This window comes from Rhodococcus phenolicus, from assembly GCF_001646785.1.
Classification (GTDB): domain Bacteria; phylum Actinomycetota; class Actinomycetes; order Mycobacteriales; family Mycobacteriaceae; genus Rhodococcus; species Rhodococcus phenolicus.
Genome location: NZ_LRRH01000008.1, coordinates 139987 through 158367 on the forward strand (window position 1 = coordinate 139987; position 18381 = coordinate 158367).

The following is an 18381-nucleotide window of genomic DNA, read 5'->3' on the forward strand; positions in this document are numbered from 1 at the left end:
CTTGTTTCGAGACTAGAACACGTTCTTATTTCTGTCGAGGGCGGGCCCTCGCTGCTGGTCGGCGCGTTTTCGTAGGGACCAAAGTCTCCGATCACTTCCGGATCCCCACGAACTTCTATAACGTGTTCTAGTAGAAATCCGAAGGGAAGTGAGGGGACATGGCACCGATTCGCGAGATCGACGTCGGAGAAGCTCGGACGCGGTACGCGCGAGGCTGGCACTGCCTCGGCCTGACCAAGACGTTCAAGGACGGCAAGCCCCACTCCGTCCATGCGTTCGGCACCAAGCTCGTGGTCTGGGCCGACACCAACGGCGACATCAAGATCCTCGACGCCTACTGCCGTCACATGGGCGGCGACCTGTCACAGGGCGAGGTCAAGGGTGACGACATCGCGTGCCCGTTCCACGACTGGCGCTGGAGCGGCACCGGGAAGTGCGCCGACATTCCCTACGCCCGCCGCGTTCCGCCGCTCGCACGCACCCGGGCGTGGATCAGCACCGAGAAGCACGGCCAGCTCTTCGTCTGGAACGACCCCGAGGGCAACCCGCCGCCGCCGGAGGTCACGCTCCCGGACATCGAGCACTACGGCACCGACGAGTGGACCGACTGGACCTGGAACCAGATCCTCATCGAGGGGTCCAACTGCCGCGAGATCATCGACAACGTCGTCGACATGGCGCACTTCTTCTACATCCACTACGCCTTCCCGACGTTCTTCAAGAACGTCTTCGAAGGACACGTCGCCGAGCAGTTCCTCAACACCCGGGGCCGCCCGGACAAGGGGATGTCCACGCAGTACGGGCTGGAGTCGACCCTCGAGTCGTACGCGGCGTACTACGGGCCGTCCTACATGATCAACCCGATGACCAACAGCTACGGCGGCTACAAGGTCGAGTCGGTGCTGATCAACTGCCACTACCCCATCACGCAGGACTCGTTCATGCTGCAGTACGGCATCATCGTCAAGAAGCCGACGGGGATGACCGACGAGCAGTCGGACAAGATGGCGGCCAAGTTCACCGAGGGCATCGGTGAGGGCTTCCTGCAGGACGTCGAGATCTGGAAGAACAAGACCAAGATCGAGAATCCGCTCCTGTGCGAGGAGGACGGGCCGGTCTACCAGCTGCGCCGCTGGTACGAGCAGTTCTACGTCGACGTCGCCGACGTCACCGACAAGATGACCCAGCGCTTCGAGTTCGAGGTCGACACCGCCAAGGCCAACGAGGCCTGGGAGGCGGAGGTCGCCGAGAACATGGCCCGCAAGGCCGCCGAGGCCGAGAAGAAGCAGGACGCGGAGGTCTGACGATGAGCGCCTCGACCCGACGCAGCACGTGGGCCAAGTCTCCGAGTTTCGCGGACCAGCCGGACCGGGTCGAGGCGATCGCCGCCCAGACCGCCATCGACAAGATCAACTATCTGGATTCGGGCCTGAGCGAGGTCGAATGCCACAACTGCGGCACATGTGTCCTGGTGCGCAAGAACAGCTTCCGCCAGACGAGCGTGCAGTGGCAGAGCGATCCGAACGTGACGTGCCCCGTGTTCCGGGACACCGACCGCGCCAACGCCCCGCGCGAGGGCTGCCCAAACCTGCGGGCCAGCATCGAGCAGGCGGTGCTCGACGGTTCGCTCGACGTCCCCAGATAGCCTGCGCCCCACGGTGATGGGAACCTTCGGTCGGTCTGACCGGCCGAAGGTTCCCATCACCCATTTGTGGAACGTGTATCGAGTCGCACGGAGTACGCGATTCACCGTCCCGTCCAGACAATTTCACCGGAAGGGATGGACTCGGCAGAACCAATTCTATAACGTGTTCTACATGAGCATGCAGGAGTACGACATCGTCGTCGTCGGCAGCGGTGCCGGCGGAATGACCGCCGCCATCACCGCCGCCAACAAGGGCGCGAGTGTCGTCGTGATCGAGAAGGCCGCCTGCTACGGCGGCTCGAGCGCCCGCTCCGGCGGCGGCGTGTGGATCCCGAACAACGATGCACTGAAGACCGCCGGTGTCGACGACACCCCCGACGCCGCGCGCACCTACCTGCACAGCATCATCGGCGACGTGGTGCCCGCCGAGAAGATCGACACCTACATCGACCGCGGCCCCGAGATGCTGTCCTTCGTCCAGAAGCACAGCGCCCTCGAACTGCAGTGGGTCCCCGGCTACTCCGACTACTACCCCGAGGCTCCGGGCGGCCGCGCGGGCGGCCGCTCGGTCGAGCCGAGCCCGTTCGACGGTCGCCGCCTCGGCGCGGACCTGGCCACGCTCGAACCCGACTACGCGCGGGCCCCGAAGAACTTCGTCATCACCCAGGCCGACTACAAGTGGCTGAACCTGCTGATACGCAATCCGCGCGGACCGCTGCGCGCCGCGAGGGTCGGCGCGCGTTTCGTGTGGGCCAATCTCACCAAGAAGCACCTGCTCGTGCGCGGCCAGGCGCTCATGGCCGGGCTGCGCATCGGCCTCCGCGACGCGAACGTGCCGCTGCTGCTGAACACCGCCCTGACCGATCTCGTCGTCGAGGACGGCGTCGTACGCGGCGTCAAGGTCGTCTCGGACGGTACCGAGCAGATCATCCGCGCCCGCAAGGGCGTCGTCCTCGCCAGCGGCGGCTTCGAGCACAACGACGAGATGCGCAAGCAGTACCAGCGCGCGCCGATCGGCACGGCATGGACGGTCGGCGCCAAGGCCAACACCGGCGACGGCATCCGCGCCGGCCAGGCCGCCGGGGGCGCTGTGGACTTCATGGACGACGCCTGGTGGGGTCCGTCCTTCCCGCTGACCGGCGGCCCGTGGTTCGCGCTGTCCGAGCGCAGCCTGCCCGGCTGCATCATGGTCAACGACTCCGGCAAGCGATTCGCCAACGAGTCCGCCCCGTACGTCGAGGCGACGCACGCGATGTACGGCGGCCCCCACGGCCGCGGCGACGGTCCGGGCGAGAACATCCCGGCGTGGCTGATCCTCGACCAGCGCTACCGCGACCGCTACACCTTCGCCGGCATCACCCCGCGCACCCCGTTCCCCCGGCGCTGGCTCGAGGCCGGTGTGCTGGTGAAGGCCGGGTCCATCGGCGAACTCGCCGAGAAGATCGGTGTCCCCGCCGCCACCCTCACCGAGACCGTCGAACGGTTCAACGGTTTCGCCCGCAGCGGCAAGGACGAGGATTTCGGCCGCGGCGAATCGCGGTACGACCACTACTACGGCGATCCGCTGAACAAGCCGAACCCGAGCCTGGGCGTCATCGGCAAGGCTCCTTTCTACGCATTCAAGGTGGTGCCCGGCGACCTCGGCACCAAGGGCGGACTCGTCACCGACGTCGACGCCCGCGTGCTGCGCGAGGACGGAACCGTCATCGAGGGTCTGTACGCGGCCGGCAACGTCAGCTCCCCGGTCATGGGCCACACCTACGCCGGTCCCGGCGCGACCATCGGCCCCGCGATGACATTCGCCTACCTGGCGGTTCTCGACATCCTGGGCCGGGAAGCCCGGTCAACGGGAGAATCCGCCGTCGAGGCGGCCGAGCAGCACTAGTCTGCGGCCGGGACCGGACGGTCCCGCCCAGCGTGGCCGCTCCCCGGGAGCGGCCGGTCAGAAAGGATCCCGCGTGCCCATCGACCCCTCCGTCGCGATCGGTGCCGAACTGCCCTCCCAGGATTTCTCCTGGACGAGCAGCGAGGTGCAGCTGTACCACCTCGGCCTCGGCGCCGGCTCGCGTCCGACCGACCCCGCCGAACTGCGTTACCTGCGCGACGGCGACTCCCAGGTGTTGCCGACGTTCGCGACCGTCGCCGCGACCTTCCATGCGATCGAACCGCCGAAGGTGTCGTTCCCCGGCGTCGAGATCGACCTGGCCAAGGTCGTGCACGGCAGCCAGGAGGTCGTCGTGCACGCGCCGATCCCCGCGGACGGCAAAGGCCGCACGACCACTCGCATCGCCGAGGTGTGGGACAAAGGTAAGGCCGCGGTGATCGTCCAGGAGTCGACCACCGTCGACCCCGACGGCAACCCGTTGTGGACAGCCCGGTCGTCGATCTTCGCGCGCGGCGAGGGCGGTTTCGGCGGCGAGCGCGGCCCGTCCGAGTCCGTCGAGTACCCCGACCGGGAGCCGGACGTCGAGGTGGACGTTCCCACGCTGCCGCAGCAGGCCCTGCTGTATCGCCTCTGCGGCGACCGCAACCCGTTGCACTCGGATCCGGAGTTCGCGAAGGGCGCCGGATTCCCCGCCCCGATCCTGCACGGCCTGTGCACCTACGGGACCGTCTGCAAGGCCGCGACCGACGCGGTCCTCGACGGTGACGCGGCACGCGTGAAGGGTTTCCGCGCCCGGTTCGCCGGCGTGGTCTTCCCCGGCGAGACGCTGCGCGTCCGGATCTGGCGCGAGAGCGATCGGCTGCTGATGACCGCCGTGGTCGTCGAACGCGACCTCGCCCCCGCTCTCGCCGACGTGGTGCTCACCATCGCATAACTTCCTTTTCGATCTCCTTTTCCCAACGAGAAAGTAGATCCTGCATGACGATTCGTGACGACTCACTGCGTCTGTCCCGGCGGGGATTCCTCGCCGCCGGGGCGGGCGTACTCGCTGCCACCGCATTGGGCGGATGGTCCCCGGCCCACGCCCTCCCGTTCGGATCGTCGGGCGCGACGCTGCCCGCACCCCCGCAGTTCCCCGAGGGCATCGCGCTGTTCCAGCAGGCGTATCAGAACTGGTCCAAGGAAATCATGCTCGACGCGGTGTGGACCTGCACGCCGACGAGCGCGGACGACGTGGTGCGCCTGGCGAACTGGGCACACGCGAACGGTTACACCATCCGGCCGCGCGGTGCCATGCACGGCTGGACCCCGCTGACCGTCGTCAACGGCGCTTCGGTGGACCGGGTGATCCTCGCGGACACGATGACTCATCTGGCGGGGGTGAGCGTGCAACCGGGCGGCGATCCCGCCACGGTGACCGCGGGCGCGGGGGCCACTCTCGACGCGATCACCACCGCACTCCAGGAACACGGGCTGGGATGGGCGAATCTTCCCGCGCCCGGTGTCCTCTCGATCGCCGGATCGCTCGCCGTCGACGCGCACGGTGCGGCGCTGCCCGCCGACGGTGAGGATCCGGTGCCGGGCAACACGTTCGGCTCGCTGAGCAACCTGGTCACGGAGATGACCGCGGTGGTGTGGACGGGCAGCGAATACGGTCTGCGCACCTTCCGCCGCTCCGACTCCGACATCACCGCGCTGCTCACCAACCTCGGCCGCACGTTCGTCACCTCGGTGACGATGCAGGCCGGGCCGAACGCGCGGATGCGGTGCCGCAGTTACACCGACATCGACTGGCGGGAGTTGTTCGCACCGGCCGGTGCGAGCGGCCGTACGTTCGAATCGTTCGTGCGTTCGGACGGACGCGCCGAGGCCATCTGGTATCCGTTCACGGACAAGCCGTGGATGAAGGTGTGGTCGATCGCACCGGAGAAACCGGCCGCATCCCGCGAGGTCACCGGACCCTACAACTACCCGTTCTCCGACAACGTCCCCGAGCCGATCACCGATCTTCTCGGTCAGATCACGGCCGGAAACACCTCCATCGCACCGGCATTCGGCCAGACATATTACGGTGTGACGGTCGCCGGGCTCGCCGCGACGAACTCGAGCGACATCTGGGGCTGGTCGAAGGACCTGCAGTTCTACATCAAGGCCACCACACTTCGCCTGACCGAGGGTGGCGGCGCGGTACTCACCAGCCGGGCGAACATCGCCAACGTGATCCACGACTTCACCCACTGGTTCCACGAACGGATCGAACACTACCGTTCGCTGGGCCAGTACCCGCTCAACGGTCCCGTCGAGATCCGTTGCTGCGGTCTCGATCAACCCGGCGACGTGCGCGTCCCCTCGGCCGGTCCGCCCACGATCTCGGCGATGCGCCCCCGCCCCGACCATCCCGAGTGGGACACTGCGATCTGGCTGAACGTGCTCGGTGTCCCGGGAACTCCCGGCATGTTCGCGTTCTACCGGGAGATGGAACAGTGGATGCGGCAACGGTTCGCCGGTGGCGATTCCACGTTCCGGCCCGAATGGTCGAAGGGCTGGGCGTTCGGCCCCGACCTTCCCTACACGGACGACTCGATTCTCGCCGGCGCGCTTCCCGACACCTACCGGCAGGGTGTCCCGGCGGACGAGAACTGGGATTCGGCCCGGCAGGTGTTCAACCGTCTCGATCCGCATCGGGTGTTCAGCAACAGCTTCCTGGACCGTCTGCTGCCCTGAACACACGGTGGGTCACCCGGATCGGGTGAAGTTCCCGGAAACGACACCACGACGACGGACCCGGCGCGCAAAATGGCGTTCCGGGTGGGGGCATTTCCGACTGGAAGGTGACCGTCGTGTCCGATGATGTGACCGTCGATCGGGGAAACACCAAGCAGAAGGTTGCCGCAGGCACGTCCCTTGCGGCAGCCGTCATTCTCATCACCGTCGGCATCCTGCAGTTCCTGCAGGGCATCGCCGCGGTCGCCGAGAACGAGCTGTTCGTGGTGGGCGTGGAGTACACGTTCAAGTTCGATTTCACGACGTGGGGCTGGATCCACATCGTGTTCGGAGTGGTGATCGTCGTCGTCGGCCTCGTCCTGTTGACGGGTGCCACGTGGGCCAGGATCGGCGCGATCATCCTGGCGGCGCTGTCGATTCTGGTGAACTTCATGTGGTTGCCGTACTACCCGTGGTGGTCGGTGCTGATCATCGCGCTCGACATCGTCGTCATCTGGGCGGTGTCCACCTGGCAGCCGGATCGCATCACCTACTGAGTGAGAACATCCCGACCGCGGCAGGCGACCCACCTGCCGCGGTCGGTTCCGTCTGCCGTGTTCCGCCGCTGCTAGGGTCCTTACCCATGCGAAACACGAAGCGGTGGCTGGTCTGTGCGTTCGTCCCCGTCGCTGCGTCGCTGGGTGCTGCGGCGGTTCCCGTGACGGCGACCGCCGCGCCGGACACCGGTTCGCTGATCGCGCCGATCGGAGTCGACACCGAGGTCACGTTCGAATCGGACGGTCTCACCTTCTTCGGCAGCCTGCGGACACCGCAACACCCCGTCACCGGTACCGCGGCACTGCTACTGCCCGGCAGTGGCCCGACCGACCGCAACGGCAACCAGCCGGGCATCTCCGCCGACACGCTGATCCGAATCGCGAACATCCTGGCCGACCACGGCATCCCCAGCCTGCGCTTCGACAAGTTCGGCAGCGGCGCGACCGGTCTCGGCGGTCTCGCACCGGAAGCCGTCGCGGGCTACGGTTTCGCCGATCAGGTCGACCATGCCGTCGCGGCCGCCGCCCTCCTGCGCGACCGCACCGGGGTCGGCCCGGATGGGCTGCTGGTGCTCGGCCACAGCGAAGGCGCGCTCACCGCGCTGGCATTGGCGGACCGGGGTGTCACGCCGACAGGTATCGGGCTGCTCCAGCCGCTGCCGATGCGGTACCTGGACCTGCTGCGCGCCCAGATCTCGGTGCAATTGGACGGCGCCACGGCGAGCGGACAGATGCCACCGGGTGAGGCCGACACCGTACGAGCCGATCTCGAGCGCACCGTCGAGTCCCTGCGCGCCACCGGTACCGTTCCGTCCGATGTGCACCCGATGCTCGCGCAACTCGGGCTCAACGCCGCGAATGCGAAGTTCCTGTCCGAAGCGGACGCACTGGACCCGAGCCTTCTCGCGGCCGGACTGCCCGAGTCGACCTCGGTACTGCTGACCTGCTCGGACAAGGACCTCAACGTCTCCTGCGCCCAGGTCGGGCCACTGCGCGACGCACTCGCACACACGTCCGTGGATTTCCACCGGTTCGGCACCGCCAGCCACCTGCTGAAGGAACTCGGACCGGTACCGCCGAGCACTCTCGATACTCTCGTGCCGCTCCCGATGTCGACAGAGTTCTCCGCTGCACTGACCGAATGGGCCGGCGGTCACGGACGCTGATCCGGTGTTCCCGGTGGCCACCGTCGCGCTCGCGGGCTGCGGCAGCGACTCCGGCGAGCATCCGGTTTCGGGATCGGTGTGGCCGGCCGTGCCGTCCGATCCTGTCCCGGCCGATGTGCTCGCTGCGATTCTCGATCAGGACACATAAGCACCCGTTCGGTGGGAAGCCTCGAATGCCGGACACCCTCGATTCTCGTAGGGACGCGCCGTCCATGGATCCACCGGGGTGATCGTGCCCACACGCCGCGTCGTGTCGACACACAACCGCTACACCATGATCGTTCACCCGTGGGGGGGCAGCCGGCATCCGCTCCTGAGCTGGGAACGGCCACCTTTCACGGCTGGCCGCATCCACTTGCCATACTCGATTTCGTGAACGACGAGCTCGACCTGGACCGGGTGCTGCTGCCCGGCAAGAACGTCAAGGTGGGCAGCTTGCGGTTCTTTGTCGCCGGGCAACGGTGGCAATGGTCGGACGTGTCCCGAGCGACCAGGCTTTCGAGGTGCTGGTGTGGCGTTCCCAAGAAACCAACACCAAGCTTCGCACTGTCGCGAGCATCCGATCGGGGCGATGCGGACCAGCCTTCAGATCCCTGGCGAGCTGCGCAGCGCGTTCGACCATCTACTTCGCGGCCGGCCACCGCAGCAGGCGGATGGGAACCGATCCTCGCATTGACGGGCAACATCGTCTGCGTCGCGAGGGAGAGCCGCCAGCGTGACGGTGAGGCGATACCAACTCGGCGGGTCGTGATTGCCGATGCGTACAACGGGTATCACCACCTGTAGCCGGACCGTCTTTCCGGAGGACAGCCCGGTCAGGTGCGACCGGTTCAGAAGCGCAGCCGGTGGCACCGCCTTCACACGGGAGGTCTGACGGGTTCGACCTGCATCGCATGGATCCTGTGAAGGGCCCCGGGAGCAAGTGCCATTCACGCCGCCTGCTCCCGGCCGCCTCACGCCCCGGCCCATCGAAACCGCAGTGGCCGAGACGAACCCATGCGGAACCCTTCGGGAAACCTGACACAACCGATTTCCGGCGCATCCGCCCGCTGTTCCGGGCATTTCCCGGTCGAGCGATCCCCCCGCGGACCCCACGAGACCTTCGCAACACTGCAGCAGCTGACCCCGGTCAGGAGCAACGAGGAAACCTGCCTATCTCTGCGCCGACCTCTGCGCCGACGAGGCTCGGGCATGGTTTCTCATCACGGTGCTTGCTGATCTGCCGAACACCCGCTCCGGGCTTGTTCGACTCTACGACCCGGCCCCGGCAGGCACGGTGATCGAAGCGGCACCCATCCCCGGAGGCGGGTGAAGACCTGCCCCTCAGCGCAGCCGTGAACGGCGAGGCAGCAGACCTGCTCGGGTCGATCCGGGCTCTCGTCGCACCGCAGCAGTCCCCTCGCCCGCGACAAGAATCTGCTGTCCTTCCGCCCACCCCCGGGCGTGGAAGTGCGGGTCCCAGTGGACTGCGAGACCCCGATTGTCAACACAACCTCGGCATGCCGGAAGATCACCCTCACAAACGTAGGAGGATCATGTGGCAGACCCTGATGAAGGCTTCGGCCGGACCGGAACAGCCGGGGTGTCTCTGCTACTGATCGAGGACGACCCCGGCGATGCCCTGCTCGTCGAGGAGATGGCCGCCGAGGCGACCATCGACTTCCACATCACCTGGGTGCGAACTCTCGACGAGGCACGCAACCGGCTCGCCACCGCGGCCCGCCCTGACTGCATCGTGCTGGATCTGAACCTGCCCGACTCTCGCGGCCTCGACGCTCTGGGCATCATCGAGCGCCACGCATCGGATGTGCCGGTGATCGTGATGACCGGCCTGGCCGAGGAACAGGCCGGCCTGACCGCCGTCGCCGAAGGAGCCCAGGACTATCTGGTCAAAGGCGTCGTCGACACCGCCCTGCTCACCCGGTCGGTGCGCTACGCGATCGAACGCCAGAACGCCGCACGAACCGCGGCCGCACTGCAGGTGAGCGAACAACGCTCCCAGGAGAACGCCCGACTCGAACGCGGGCTGCTTCCCGTCCCCCTGTTGCGAACCGAGAAACTGAAGGTGGTGACCCGCTACCGGCCGGGCCGGGACGCAGGTCTGCTCGGCGGCGACTTCTACGACGTCGTCGAACGCGACGACGGCACCGTGCACGTGCTGATCGGCGATGTCTGCGGGCACGGCGCCGACGAGGCCGCACTCGGCGTTGCCCTGCGCATATCCTGGCGCACACTGGTTCTCAGCGGTGTCGATGCACCAGCAGCGATGAGGACCCTGGAACAGGTCCTGATCGCCGAACGACCCCGATCCCACATCTTCGCCACCGTGACCAGCATCGTCCTGGCCGCCGACCACCGCACCATCGAGGTGGTCCGGGCAGGACACCCCGGTTTCCTGCTGCGCACCCCCACCGGGGTGCAGTGGGTCGAGTGCCCCGGCGGGCCGGCACTGGGTTTGCGCAACAGGGCGGGCGCCTGGCAGAAGACCACCCTCGAGATCGACGACAACAGCGCGCTGGTGCTGTTCACCGACGGGCTGTTCGAAGCACGGATCGGCGAGCAGGACCGGCTGGGGGAAGAAGGCCTCCTCGGCTACGCGCGTTCCTGCGATATCGACTGCGGCGGAGACGAATTCGTCGACACCGTGATCGCCCGCGTCGAGACTCTCACAGCACCCTACGGGGGCCTGAGCGACGACGTCGCGGTCCTGCATCTGCAGTGGGACGACACCGAGACACCTGCATGAGCGCTTCCACAACCACAACATCAGGAACCCGAATGGAACCCGGACCCGACACTCGGGCGGCCGCGCCCCGTGACACGAGATTGACCCTGCAAGGATGGTTCAACCTGATCCTGGTGATCATGACGCTGCTGGTGGTCACCGGCTCGGTGGTCGGCGCCACCGTCTTCGCCACCAGCGCGCAAGTCACCAACGACCTCATCGACCGCATCATGCCCGCCAGAGCGGCGGCCTACCAGCTCCAATCGGCGTTGGTGAACCAGGAGACCGGGGTGCGCGGATACGCCCTGACCGGCGATGCCACCTTCCTCGCCCCCTACCAGGAAGGCCTGCAGGCCGAGCAGCAGAGCGCAGCCCGGATGCGACACCTGCTCGCCGACCACCCCGAACTGCTCGCCGATCTCGACACCGTCGAACAGGCGGCACGGGACTGGCAGTCGGTTTTCGCCGACCCCCTCGTCGCCATGCCGGGACGAGCGGCCTTCCCCGACGACCAGCAGTTCTACGACCGGGGCCGAGACCTGTTCGACCAGGCACGCGTGCACTTCGACCAACAGAATCAGCATCTGACCGAGGTGGTCGACGAGGGCCGCGCCCACATCGACCGCATGCGCACCATTCGCAACATCGTCTTCACGGCCCTCGCGACGGTACTGGTTCTCGCGGCAGGGGTGTTCGCCGTGCTCGTCCGTGTCGCGGTGACCAACCCTCTGGCCCGACTGTCCTCCTCCTCGCGTATGGTCGCAGACGGCGACTTCGACCACCGGGTCGACGCCGGCCGGGGCCCCGCCGACATCCGGTCGCTCGCCACCGACATCGAGGGAATGCGCCGGCGCATCGTCACCGAACTCGATGTGGTCCGCGACCGGCAACGGCAGCTCGAGGACCAAACCCGCCAACTCGATGCCCAGACGGTGGAACTACGCCGATCGAACGCCGATCTCGAACAGTTCGCCTATGTCGCCTCCCACGACCTGCAAGAGCCGCTGCGCAAGGTGGCCTCGTTCTGCCAGTTGCTCGAAAAACGCTACGGGGACGCGCTCGACGACCGCGGCCGCCAGTACATCGAGTTCGCCGTCGATGGTGCCCGCCGGATGCAGACACTGATCAACGACCTACTGGCGTTCTCCCGTGTCGGACGGGTCGGGAGCGGCTTCGAGAAGATCGCGCTGGACAGGCCACTGGACAAGGCCGTGGCCAATCTCGGGTCCGTCATCGAGGACACCGGTGCCCTCATCGACCGGCCCGATCATCTACCGGAGATCGACGGCGACCCCACGCTGCTGACGATGCTCTGGCAGAACCTCATCGGAAACGCCCTCAAGTTCACCCGCCCCGACACCACACCGAAAGTCACCATCACCGCCGAGCAATCCGACGGAATGTGGCGGGTGTGCGTCCAGGACAACGGCATCGGCGTGCCCGAAGAGTTCGCCGAGAAGATCTTCGTCATCTTCCAGCGCCTGCACGCCCGCGAGGAATATTCCGGAACCGGGATCGGACTGGCGCTGTGCAAGAAGATCGTCGAGTACCACGGCGGGACCATCGCGCTCGACACCACCTCCTACATCGGTGCCCGTTTCTGCTTGACCCTGCCGGTCGCCGGTGAGGACCCCATCGCCACCGACCCCGTCGCCACCGTCACTACCGAAGGAACCCGCCCATGAACCCCCTCGCCCACGCCATCGACGTCCTGCTCGTGGAGGACGATCCTGGTGATGTCCTGATGACCCAGGAAGCCTTCGAGTTCAACAAGGTCGGCAACACCTTGCACGTGGTCCGCGACGGGGAGCAGGCACTGGATTTTCTGTATCGGCGAGGCGAATTCACCGACGCCATCCGTCCCGACCTGATCCTGCTCGATCTGAACCTGCCCAAGTACGACGGACGGCAGGTTCTCGAGAAGATCAAGTCCGATCCGGATCTGGCCGACATTCCGGTGGTCATCCTCACCACCTCGGCCGCCGAGGAGGACATCCTGCGCAGTTACAAGCTCCACGCCAACGCCTACGTCACCAAACCGGTCGATCTGGACCAGTTCATCGCCGCTGTCCGCCAGATCGACAACTTCTTCGTCCAAGTGGTGCGCCTTCCCGGGCGCTGAGATCGGATGCCCCCGAACGCGCCGTCGGTGGAACCGCATCTCGGCCAGCGTCCTGGCAAGCAGGCGGGAGATATGCACCGGGGAGGCTCCGATTTTGAGAGACGTTGCGCATCCCGGATCAAACTGACGTCATCGGTCGGGCAGCCACGTGGCGGACCCGAAGTTCCAGCGCAGTCGAATCTCGGTGCCTCCTCCGGTCAGTGACGAGATCTCGAAATCGTCGCTGCAGGCACGCATCAACGGCAGGCCGCGACCACGTCGGCTGCGACTGGTGTCCGGCGGCGGCTTCCATGCCCCGTGATCGACGATCGCGACGGTCAGGACACCGTCGTCGGCGAGCGCCTCGGCGAGCAGATCGAACGTCCCCGCCTGCCCCGGCGGATACGCGTGTTCGACGACGTTGGCCAGCGCCTCGTAGGTCGCGAGCGAAACATTGGTGACTGTTTCCTCGGGAAGCCCGATGGCATGGGTGAACTGGGTCAGCTGGGTGCGGATGGTGCCGAGTACGTGCATGTCGGCCGGGGCCGCGTCGAGTGTGAGGCGGTGGCAGGTGTGATCTTTCGTGGTGTTCACGGTCAACGGCGTCGTAGTCTGTCGTTCTTCGCTCATACCGTCGACAGAGCCGCTTCGACGGTCGGGTGGATCTCGAGTGCCTCGCTCAGTCCCACCAGCCTCATGGGGCGGACGGTGACCGGCCCCTCGGCAACGATCAGAAACCGGCAACGACCTTCGAGGTCCTCGGCGGTGCGCATCAACACCGCCAGTGCCGCCGAGGACAGGAACTGAACCCCGAGCAGATCGACCAGCACAGTGCAGGTCCGGTGCTGTTCGGTCAGATCGAGGATCTTGTGTTCGAATGCCAGGGCGGTGACCACGTCGATGTCGCCGGATGCACGCAGCATGGCCACTTTGTCGGTCACCTCGATTCCGATCCTCAGGTGGGAACCGGACGCTTGCGTGGTCGTGCACTCGCGATCCACCACTGCCGGCTGCACGTGTAGTACGCCCACCTCATCGCTCCCTCTGCTGTATACCGCCAGGCTCCACGACCGTGTACGGCTGTGCCCCTCGCTACGGAAAATCCCCGCCGCGCTCGTGATCTGCGCCATCACCCGGCAGGTGTGCCGACTGCCCCGGTGCTGTCTTCACCTGCCCGCGGACAGGTCCTGATACCCCTACCCGCACCCGGACATACCTGCGGTCCGGCACCGGGTCTGCGCGGTTGGCTTCTCGCCGACGGCCCGCATGGACCCGGCTCGCCCCGTTGTGGCTCCGACAGGTGTAGATCGGGCCCTCCAGGTGTATTCAGCTGCTCACACACACGAGACAGTCCCATCGTGCCGAACCGAACCGGAGGCAGAGCCATGAGCGAGAAGATCCGGCGCCGCGCCCGAACCAGTCCCTGTGCACCCCGCCCCGAGCTGCGGCCGATCGGCACCGAATGGGAATGGCAACTCGGCGCCGCATGCCGCGGAGCAGACTCGGATGTGTTCTTCGCACCCCACAACGAACGCGGACGTGCCCGCCGACAGCGCGAAGCCCAGGCAAAGAGGGTGTGCATGCAGTGCCCGGTCCGGACGCGATGCCTGCAACACGCGTACGCGGTCGATGAACCGTTCGGCGTGTGGGGAGGACTGTCGGCCAGTGAGCGCCGCGCCCTGCCGGCCGACTCCGCGTGAGCCTGCAGGGAACAGCCTCAGGTATGGGTGGGCTCGTGCCGGGGAATTTTCGCTCCGCTACCTCGAGGCATCCGCGGTAAACCGAGGCCCGAGTGCTTCGACCGAGAGGACTCCGATGCAGGCCGACCCCCGCCGCCCCACCGATGCGGACGCCACCTGGCAGAAAACCACGGATCACGCGGCGGCGACCGGTGATTCCCCGGCATCGCGGTCGGCTGCGGTGGTGCACGCCGGATTGGTACGGATGGCCGGATGGCTCACCGATCGCGCCCTGCGGTTCCCCGTATGCCTGGCCCTGGGCGGGACGGTCGCCACCGGTCTGCCCACCACCTTTCTGACCCAATCCGGCTCACTCGGGACCCTGGTCGCGCTGGGCACCACCGGATGTATCGGGGCGGCGGTCGCCATGATCGGAACATGACCCCGGCGCGGGCACGATTTCGTCGAGTTCGACGGTGGCCCACGATGTCCGACGATCACCGAGGTCTCGGCGCTCGTGCTCCTCGGCCGTCACCGCCGGGCGGCATCGCGGATCCCGGCGCCGCGACAACAGGTGCCGGCGGACCGGCGAAAGCACCTCCACGGGACCCTGGCCGAGTAGGTTCATCCGCCATGAGGTGTACGCATGCCGCGTGCTGGTCCGCCCGCTCGCTGCGACATACCGCCTATGCCGCCGCGGCCGCCCTCGTGCTGTCCGCCGCAGCGCTGACCTCGGCGGGCACCGCCACCGCCGAACCGGTTGCCCAGCTCCCGCTGCCGGCCGTCGACCCGTTCTACCACTACGACCGGCCGCTCGACGACGTGGCACCGGGGGCGATTCTGCGCACCCGTCAGGTGCCGTACGGGTTCCACGATCTGGCCACGCCGCTGACCGGCACCCAGGTGCTGTATCGCACCACCGACCAACAGGGCCGGCCGATGACCACGGTCGCCACGATCCTGCGTCCGCTCACCCCGGGAGCGGAAAAATTGGTGTCGTACCACATGGCCTACGACGCCCTCGGGTCCGAATGCGACCCCTCCTACACCCTCACCGGCAACGGAAGCTACAGCCGGGCCGGCACTCTCGAACAGGGCGTGATCAGCGGGTATCTGGCCGCAGGATACGCCGTGGTGGTCCCGAACTACGAAGGGCCCGATCTGGCGTGGACTGTCGGACGCCAATCCGCCTATGCCGCCCTCGACGCGATCCGCGCCGCCGAGGACGTCCTCGACTTCTCCCCCGCCACCCCGGTCGGGTTGGCCGGCTACTCCGGAGGATCGGTGCCCACCCAACGGGGCGCGGAAATCGCCCCCGACTACGCGCCGGAGCTCAACATCATCGGGGCCGCAGCAGGCGGCGTGCCGGTGCATCTGGCCCACAACCTGCCCTACATCAGCGGCAGCACCCACTGGGCCGGAGTCATTCCCGCCCTGATCGTCGCCTACCAGCGTGCCTACGGCTTCGACACCGACCCATTCCTCTCCGACCGCGGCCGCCAGATCCTGTCCACCGTCGATTCCCGGTGCATCATCGACTTCGCCGCCAAATATCCCGGCCTGACCGACGCCGAGATGGTCCGCGCCCCCTACACCTCACTGCTCGATGTCCCCGCGATCGTCGCAGCGATCAACGACAACATCATGGGCACCGGCGGCACACCCCGGGTTCCGATGCTGCTCGGTGTCGGCGATGCGGACGGCACCGGTGACGATGTGATGGTCACCGCCGACGTCGAGGGCCTGGCACGCGAATATTGCGATCGCGCGGTGGCGGTGACCTACGCCCGATACGACCGGCTCTCCCACGCCGATGCGTTCGTCCCATTCCAGGCCCAGGCGGCGCAGTTCTTCACCGACCGGTTCGCCGGCGCAGCACCCACCGACAACTGCGCTGTCGTCGGCACCGGCAATTCCCTTGCCCCCGTTCCTGTGCCGTGAAGGAGCCGATGATGCCCGAATTCCCGACCGTCGCGGCCCACCTGCATCGGGTGTTCAGCACCGGTTTCTACCCCAGTGCCGACTTCGACTACCAGGTGCGCGGTCTGCTCGGGTCCGTCGCCTACGGAGGCGCCGAAACCGGCGAGATCCTGGCCACGATCGACCGTGTGGCCGACAACGACCACGAGCACTGGTTCCGGGCGTGGAGCGAGACCGCCGACCGCATCCACGCCGAGGCCGAAACCGCCAGCGCCGCCGGGCACATGGTCACCGCCGCACAGAAATACCTGCGGGCGGCCAACTATTTCGCGGTCGCGGTCGACGCGGTCAGCGGTCTCGGTGACGACACCGCCCTGCTGTTCGCGTTCCGCTCGCACCGCTCCTGCTGGGACGCCTTCGTCGACACCACCGACCGGATCGTCGAACGAGTACAGATCCCATACGAGACAACCGCGCTGCCCGGCTACTTCTTCGCACCCTCCTGGGAAGCAGCGGCCCGGCCGACACTGGTCATGGTCAACGGCAGCGACGGGGCGATCAGCACCCTCTGGAGTTCGGGAGCGGCCGGAGCTCTGGCCCGCGGCTACAACGTGCTGGTCTTCGACGGCCCGGGGCAGCAATCGATGCTGTTCGAACGCGGTATCGGGTTCCGCCCCGACTGGGAGGCCGTGCTCACCCCGGTGGTCGATTTTCTCCTGGTCCGGTCCGATGTCGATGCCGACCGGCTCGCGCTGTACGGGATCAGTCAAGGTGGCTTCTGGATTGCACGGGCGTTGACGCGCGAGCACCGGTTCGCCGCCGCGATCGCCGACCCCGGCGTCGTCGAGGTTGCCTCCTCGTGGGCGGCGAACATTCCCGGCAGCCTGATGAAACTGTTCCGCGCCGGCAAGAAGGATTCGTTCGATCGGGAAATGGCGCTGGGCATGAAGTTCTCCCCGAAAACAGCCCGGACGTGGCGCTTCCGGGCCCGCCCGTACCGGCAGGAGGGATACTTCGACACCCTCACCGAGGTGCACCGGTATGTCCTGTCGGAGGCCGATCTTCGCTCCATCACCACACCGCTGTTGCTCACCGATCCCGAGGACGAGCAGTTCTGGCCAGGTCAGTCCCGACGGCTGGCCGATCACGCCGGTCCGGCGGCCACGCTCGCCGATTTCACCGCGGCCGAAGGCGCGAACTTCCACTGCCAGCCGCTGGCGCGGCAGTTGACCGACGAGCGCATGTTCGACTGGCTCGACGAGTGCCTCGCCAGGTGAGCTCGAACGTCGCAGCCGTGATGCCACCGTCCCGGACACCGACATCTCCACACTGCGCAGCGATCGACCCTGAGCCCTCCACAACCTCGGGTCGGACGACCGGGCCACCGGCACGCCGCGTCGGAGCACTCGCGTCCACTGGTCACACCCACCCTGCCTACAGACAAGCCCGCCGGTGTGAGACCGGGGAGAACCCGAATCGCCGTCCGGCGGGATCGGAGTCGACGCTCGTGGCGAACCGTTCATCGTTCAAGCGTGCTGTGAGGTCAAGTCCTCGATGGGAGCTGAGGCAGCGTTGGTCTTGACCCGACGCAATCCCGTTCTGAGTCGCTGCCTTCGAGGTGTAACCCTCACTGGCCGCGATGATCTCGCCGTTGGCTGCTTTCAGCCGAAAGCGGAATTCCCCGCTGGTGTCTTTGAACCCGTCGATCTGTTCGGCACAGGTCCTCCGACCGCACTCGGTGGACAGGCAGCGGTACGTCGACGGAATCGGGTTCAGGTGCCGTTGACAAACCCAACTGCGCACCGCAGTTACGCGGCCAGCGCAGGTCGGACGCAACCCATCGCCTTGGACAGATTCGGCGAGAACATCGTGACCGATTGCCGGGGTCGAACACGCACGCGTGCAAGCCTGTGGACGGCGGATGCACCGCGATGTGACGAGGCGGTGCCCGGTGCGGTCGCGGTTGATTTCACCTGGGGCGGGTGATGCCCGGGGACTGC

Annotated in this window: 18 protein-coding genes and 1 pseudogene; 16 read left to right on the forward strand and 3 right to left on the reverse strand. The window is 66.9% G+C overall.

Features of this window, described 5'->3' with window-relative positions:
- Nucleotides 1-158: 158 nt before the first annotated feature.
- From A8G15_RS03800 to A8G15_RS03845, 12 genes are all read left to right on the forward strand, one after another.
- Entirely contained in the window at nt 159-1304 is a 1146-nt protein-coding gene (locus A8G15_RS03800) for a 3-ketosteroid-9-alpha-monooxygenase, oxygenase component (protein WP_068155470.1), read from the forward strand.
- 2 nt (nt 1305-1306) lie between these two features.
- A complete protein-coding gene (locus A8G15_RS03805; protein WP_068155472.1) occupies nt 1307-1645 on the forward strand; it encodes a hypothetical protein in 339 nt (112 codons plus the stop codon).
- Between the two features lie 172 nt (nt 1646-1817).
- Nucleotides 1818-3530: a 3-oxosteroid 1-dehydrogenase gene (gene kstD / locus A8G15_RS03810; RefSeq protein WP_211270109.1), complete on the forward strand. Its 1713-nt coding sequence runs from the start codon at nt 1818-1820 to the stop codon at nt 3528-3530.
- A gap of 73 nt (nt 3531-3603) precedes the next feature.
- Nucleotides 3604-4464, forward strand: coding sequence for a MaoC/PaaZ C-terminal domain-containing protein (locus A8G15_RS03815; RefSeq protein WP_068155476.1), 861 nt, complete (start codon nt 3604-3606; stop codon nt 4462-4464).
- A gap of 44 nt (nt 4465-4508) precedes the next feature.
- Nucleotides 4509-6254: a cholesterol oxidase substrate-binding domain-containing protein gene (locus tag A8G15_RS03820; protein ID WP_068155478.1), complete on the forward strand. Its 1746-nt coding sequence runs from the start codon at nt 4509-4511 to the stop codon at nt 6252-6254.
- Between the two features lie 116 nt (nt 6255-6370).
- A complete protein-coding gene (locus A8G15_RS03825; protein ID WP_068155680.1) occupies nt 6371-6790 on the forward strand; it encodes a DUF7144 family membrane protein in 420 nt (139 codons plus the stop codon).
- Nucleotides 6791-6876: 86 nt separating this feature from the next.
- Nucleotides 6877-7956, forward strand: a complete 1080-nt coding sequence (locus A8G15_RS03830) for an alpha/beta hydrolase (protein WP_245687694.1) — start codon at nt 6877-6879, stop codon at nt 7954-7956.
- A gap of 4 nt (nt 7957-7960) precedes the next feature.
- Complete coding sequence (locus A8G15_RS31030) at nt 7961-8104, forward strand: hypothetical protein (protein WP_169833853.1); 144 nt, start codon at nt 7961-7963, stop codon at nt 8102-8104.
- A 224-nt stretch (nt 8105-8328) separates the two neighbouring features.
- Nucleotides 8329-8742, forward strand: a complete 414-nt coding sequence (locus tag A8G15_RS30410; RefSeq protein WP_156665241.1) for a hypothetical protein — start codon at nt 8329-8331, stop codon at nt 8740-8742.
- A 751-nt stretch (nt 8743-9493) separates the two neighbouring features.
- Complete coding sequence (locus A8G15_RS03835; protein WP_068155480.1) at nt 9494-10702, forward strand: PP2C family protein-serine/threonine phosphatase; 1209 nt, start codon at nt 9494-9496, stop codon at nt 10700-10702.
- A 32-nt stretch (nt 10703-10734) separates the two neighbouring features.
- Entirely contained in the window at nt 10735-12366 is a 1632-nt protein-coding gene (locus tag A8G15_RS03840) for a sensor histidine kinase (protein WP_068155482.1), read from the forward strand.
- Complete coding sequence (locus A8G15_RS03845) at nt 12363-12803, forward strand: response regulator (RefSeq protein WP_068155484.1); 441 nt, start codon at nt 12363-12365, stop codon at nt 12801-12803. Before A8G15_RS03840 ends, A8G15_RS03845 begins: the two co-directional genes overlap by 4 nt.
- Before the next feature lie 129 nt (nt 12804-12932).
- Here A8G15_RS03845 and A8G15_RS03850 read toward each other — a convergent pair whose 3' ends face one another.
- Complete coding sequence (locus tag A8G15_RS03850) at nt 12933-13376, reverse strand: ATP-binding protein (RefSeq protein ID WP_169833854.1); 444 nt, start codon at nt 13374-13376, stop codon at nt 12933-12935.
- A gap of 32 nt (nt 13377-13408) precedes the next feature.
- Nucleotides 13409-13798 carry an anti-sigma factor antagonist gene (locus A8G15_RS31660; protein WP_342671543.1) on the reverse strand — a complete coding sequence of 130 codons (390 nt, stop codon included), beginning with the start codon at nt 13796-13798 and terminating at the stop codon, nt 13409-13411.
- Between the two features lie 369 nt (nt 13799-14167).
- On the opposite strand from A8G15_RS31660, the gene A8G15_RS03860 reads away from it, so the two are divergent.
- The 4 genes from A8G15_RS03860 (at nt 14168) to A8G15_RS03875 (ending at nt 17658) form a co-directional block, all read left to right on the forward strand.
- Nucleotides 14168-14482, forward strand: coding sequence for a WhiB family transcriptional regulator (locus tag A8G15_RS03860; RefSeq protein WP_082899636.1), 315 nt, complete (start codon nt 14168-14170; stop codon nt 14480-14482).
- Nucleotides 14483-14597: 115 nt separating this feature from the next.
- Nucleotides 14598-14903, forward strand: a complete 306-nt coding sequence (locus A8G15_RS03865; RefSeq protein ID WP_068155486.1) for a hypothetical protein — start codon at nt 14598-14600, stop codon at nt 14901-14903.
- Nucleotides 14904-15094: 191 nt separating this feature from the next.
- Nucleotides 15095-16402 carry a lipase family protein gene (locus A8G15_RS03870; protein ID WP_082899637.1) on the forward strand — a complete coding sequence of 436 codons (1308 nt, stop codon included), beginning with the start codon at nt 15095-15097 and terminating at the stop codon, nt 16400-16402.
- An 11-nt stretch (nt 16403-16413) separates the two neighbouring features.
- Nucleotides 16414-17658 carry an alpha/beta hydrolase family protein gene (locus A8G15_RS03875; RefSeq protein ID WP_068155692.1) on the forward strand — a complete coding sequence of 415 codons (1245 nt, stop codon included), beginning with the start codon at nt 16414-16416 and terminating at the stop codon, nt 17656-17658.
- 249 nt (nt 17659-17907) lie between these two features.
- Here A8G15_RS03875 and A8G15_RS29635 read toward each other — a convergent pair.
- Nucleotides 17908-18088: pseudogene (locus A8G15_RS29635) on the reverse strand (YegP family protein).
- Between the last annotated feature and the right edge of the window lie 293 nt (nt 18089-18381).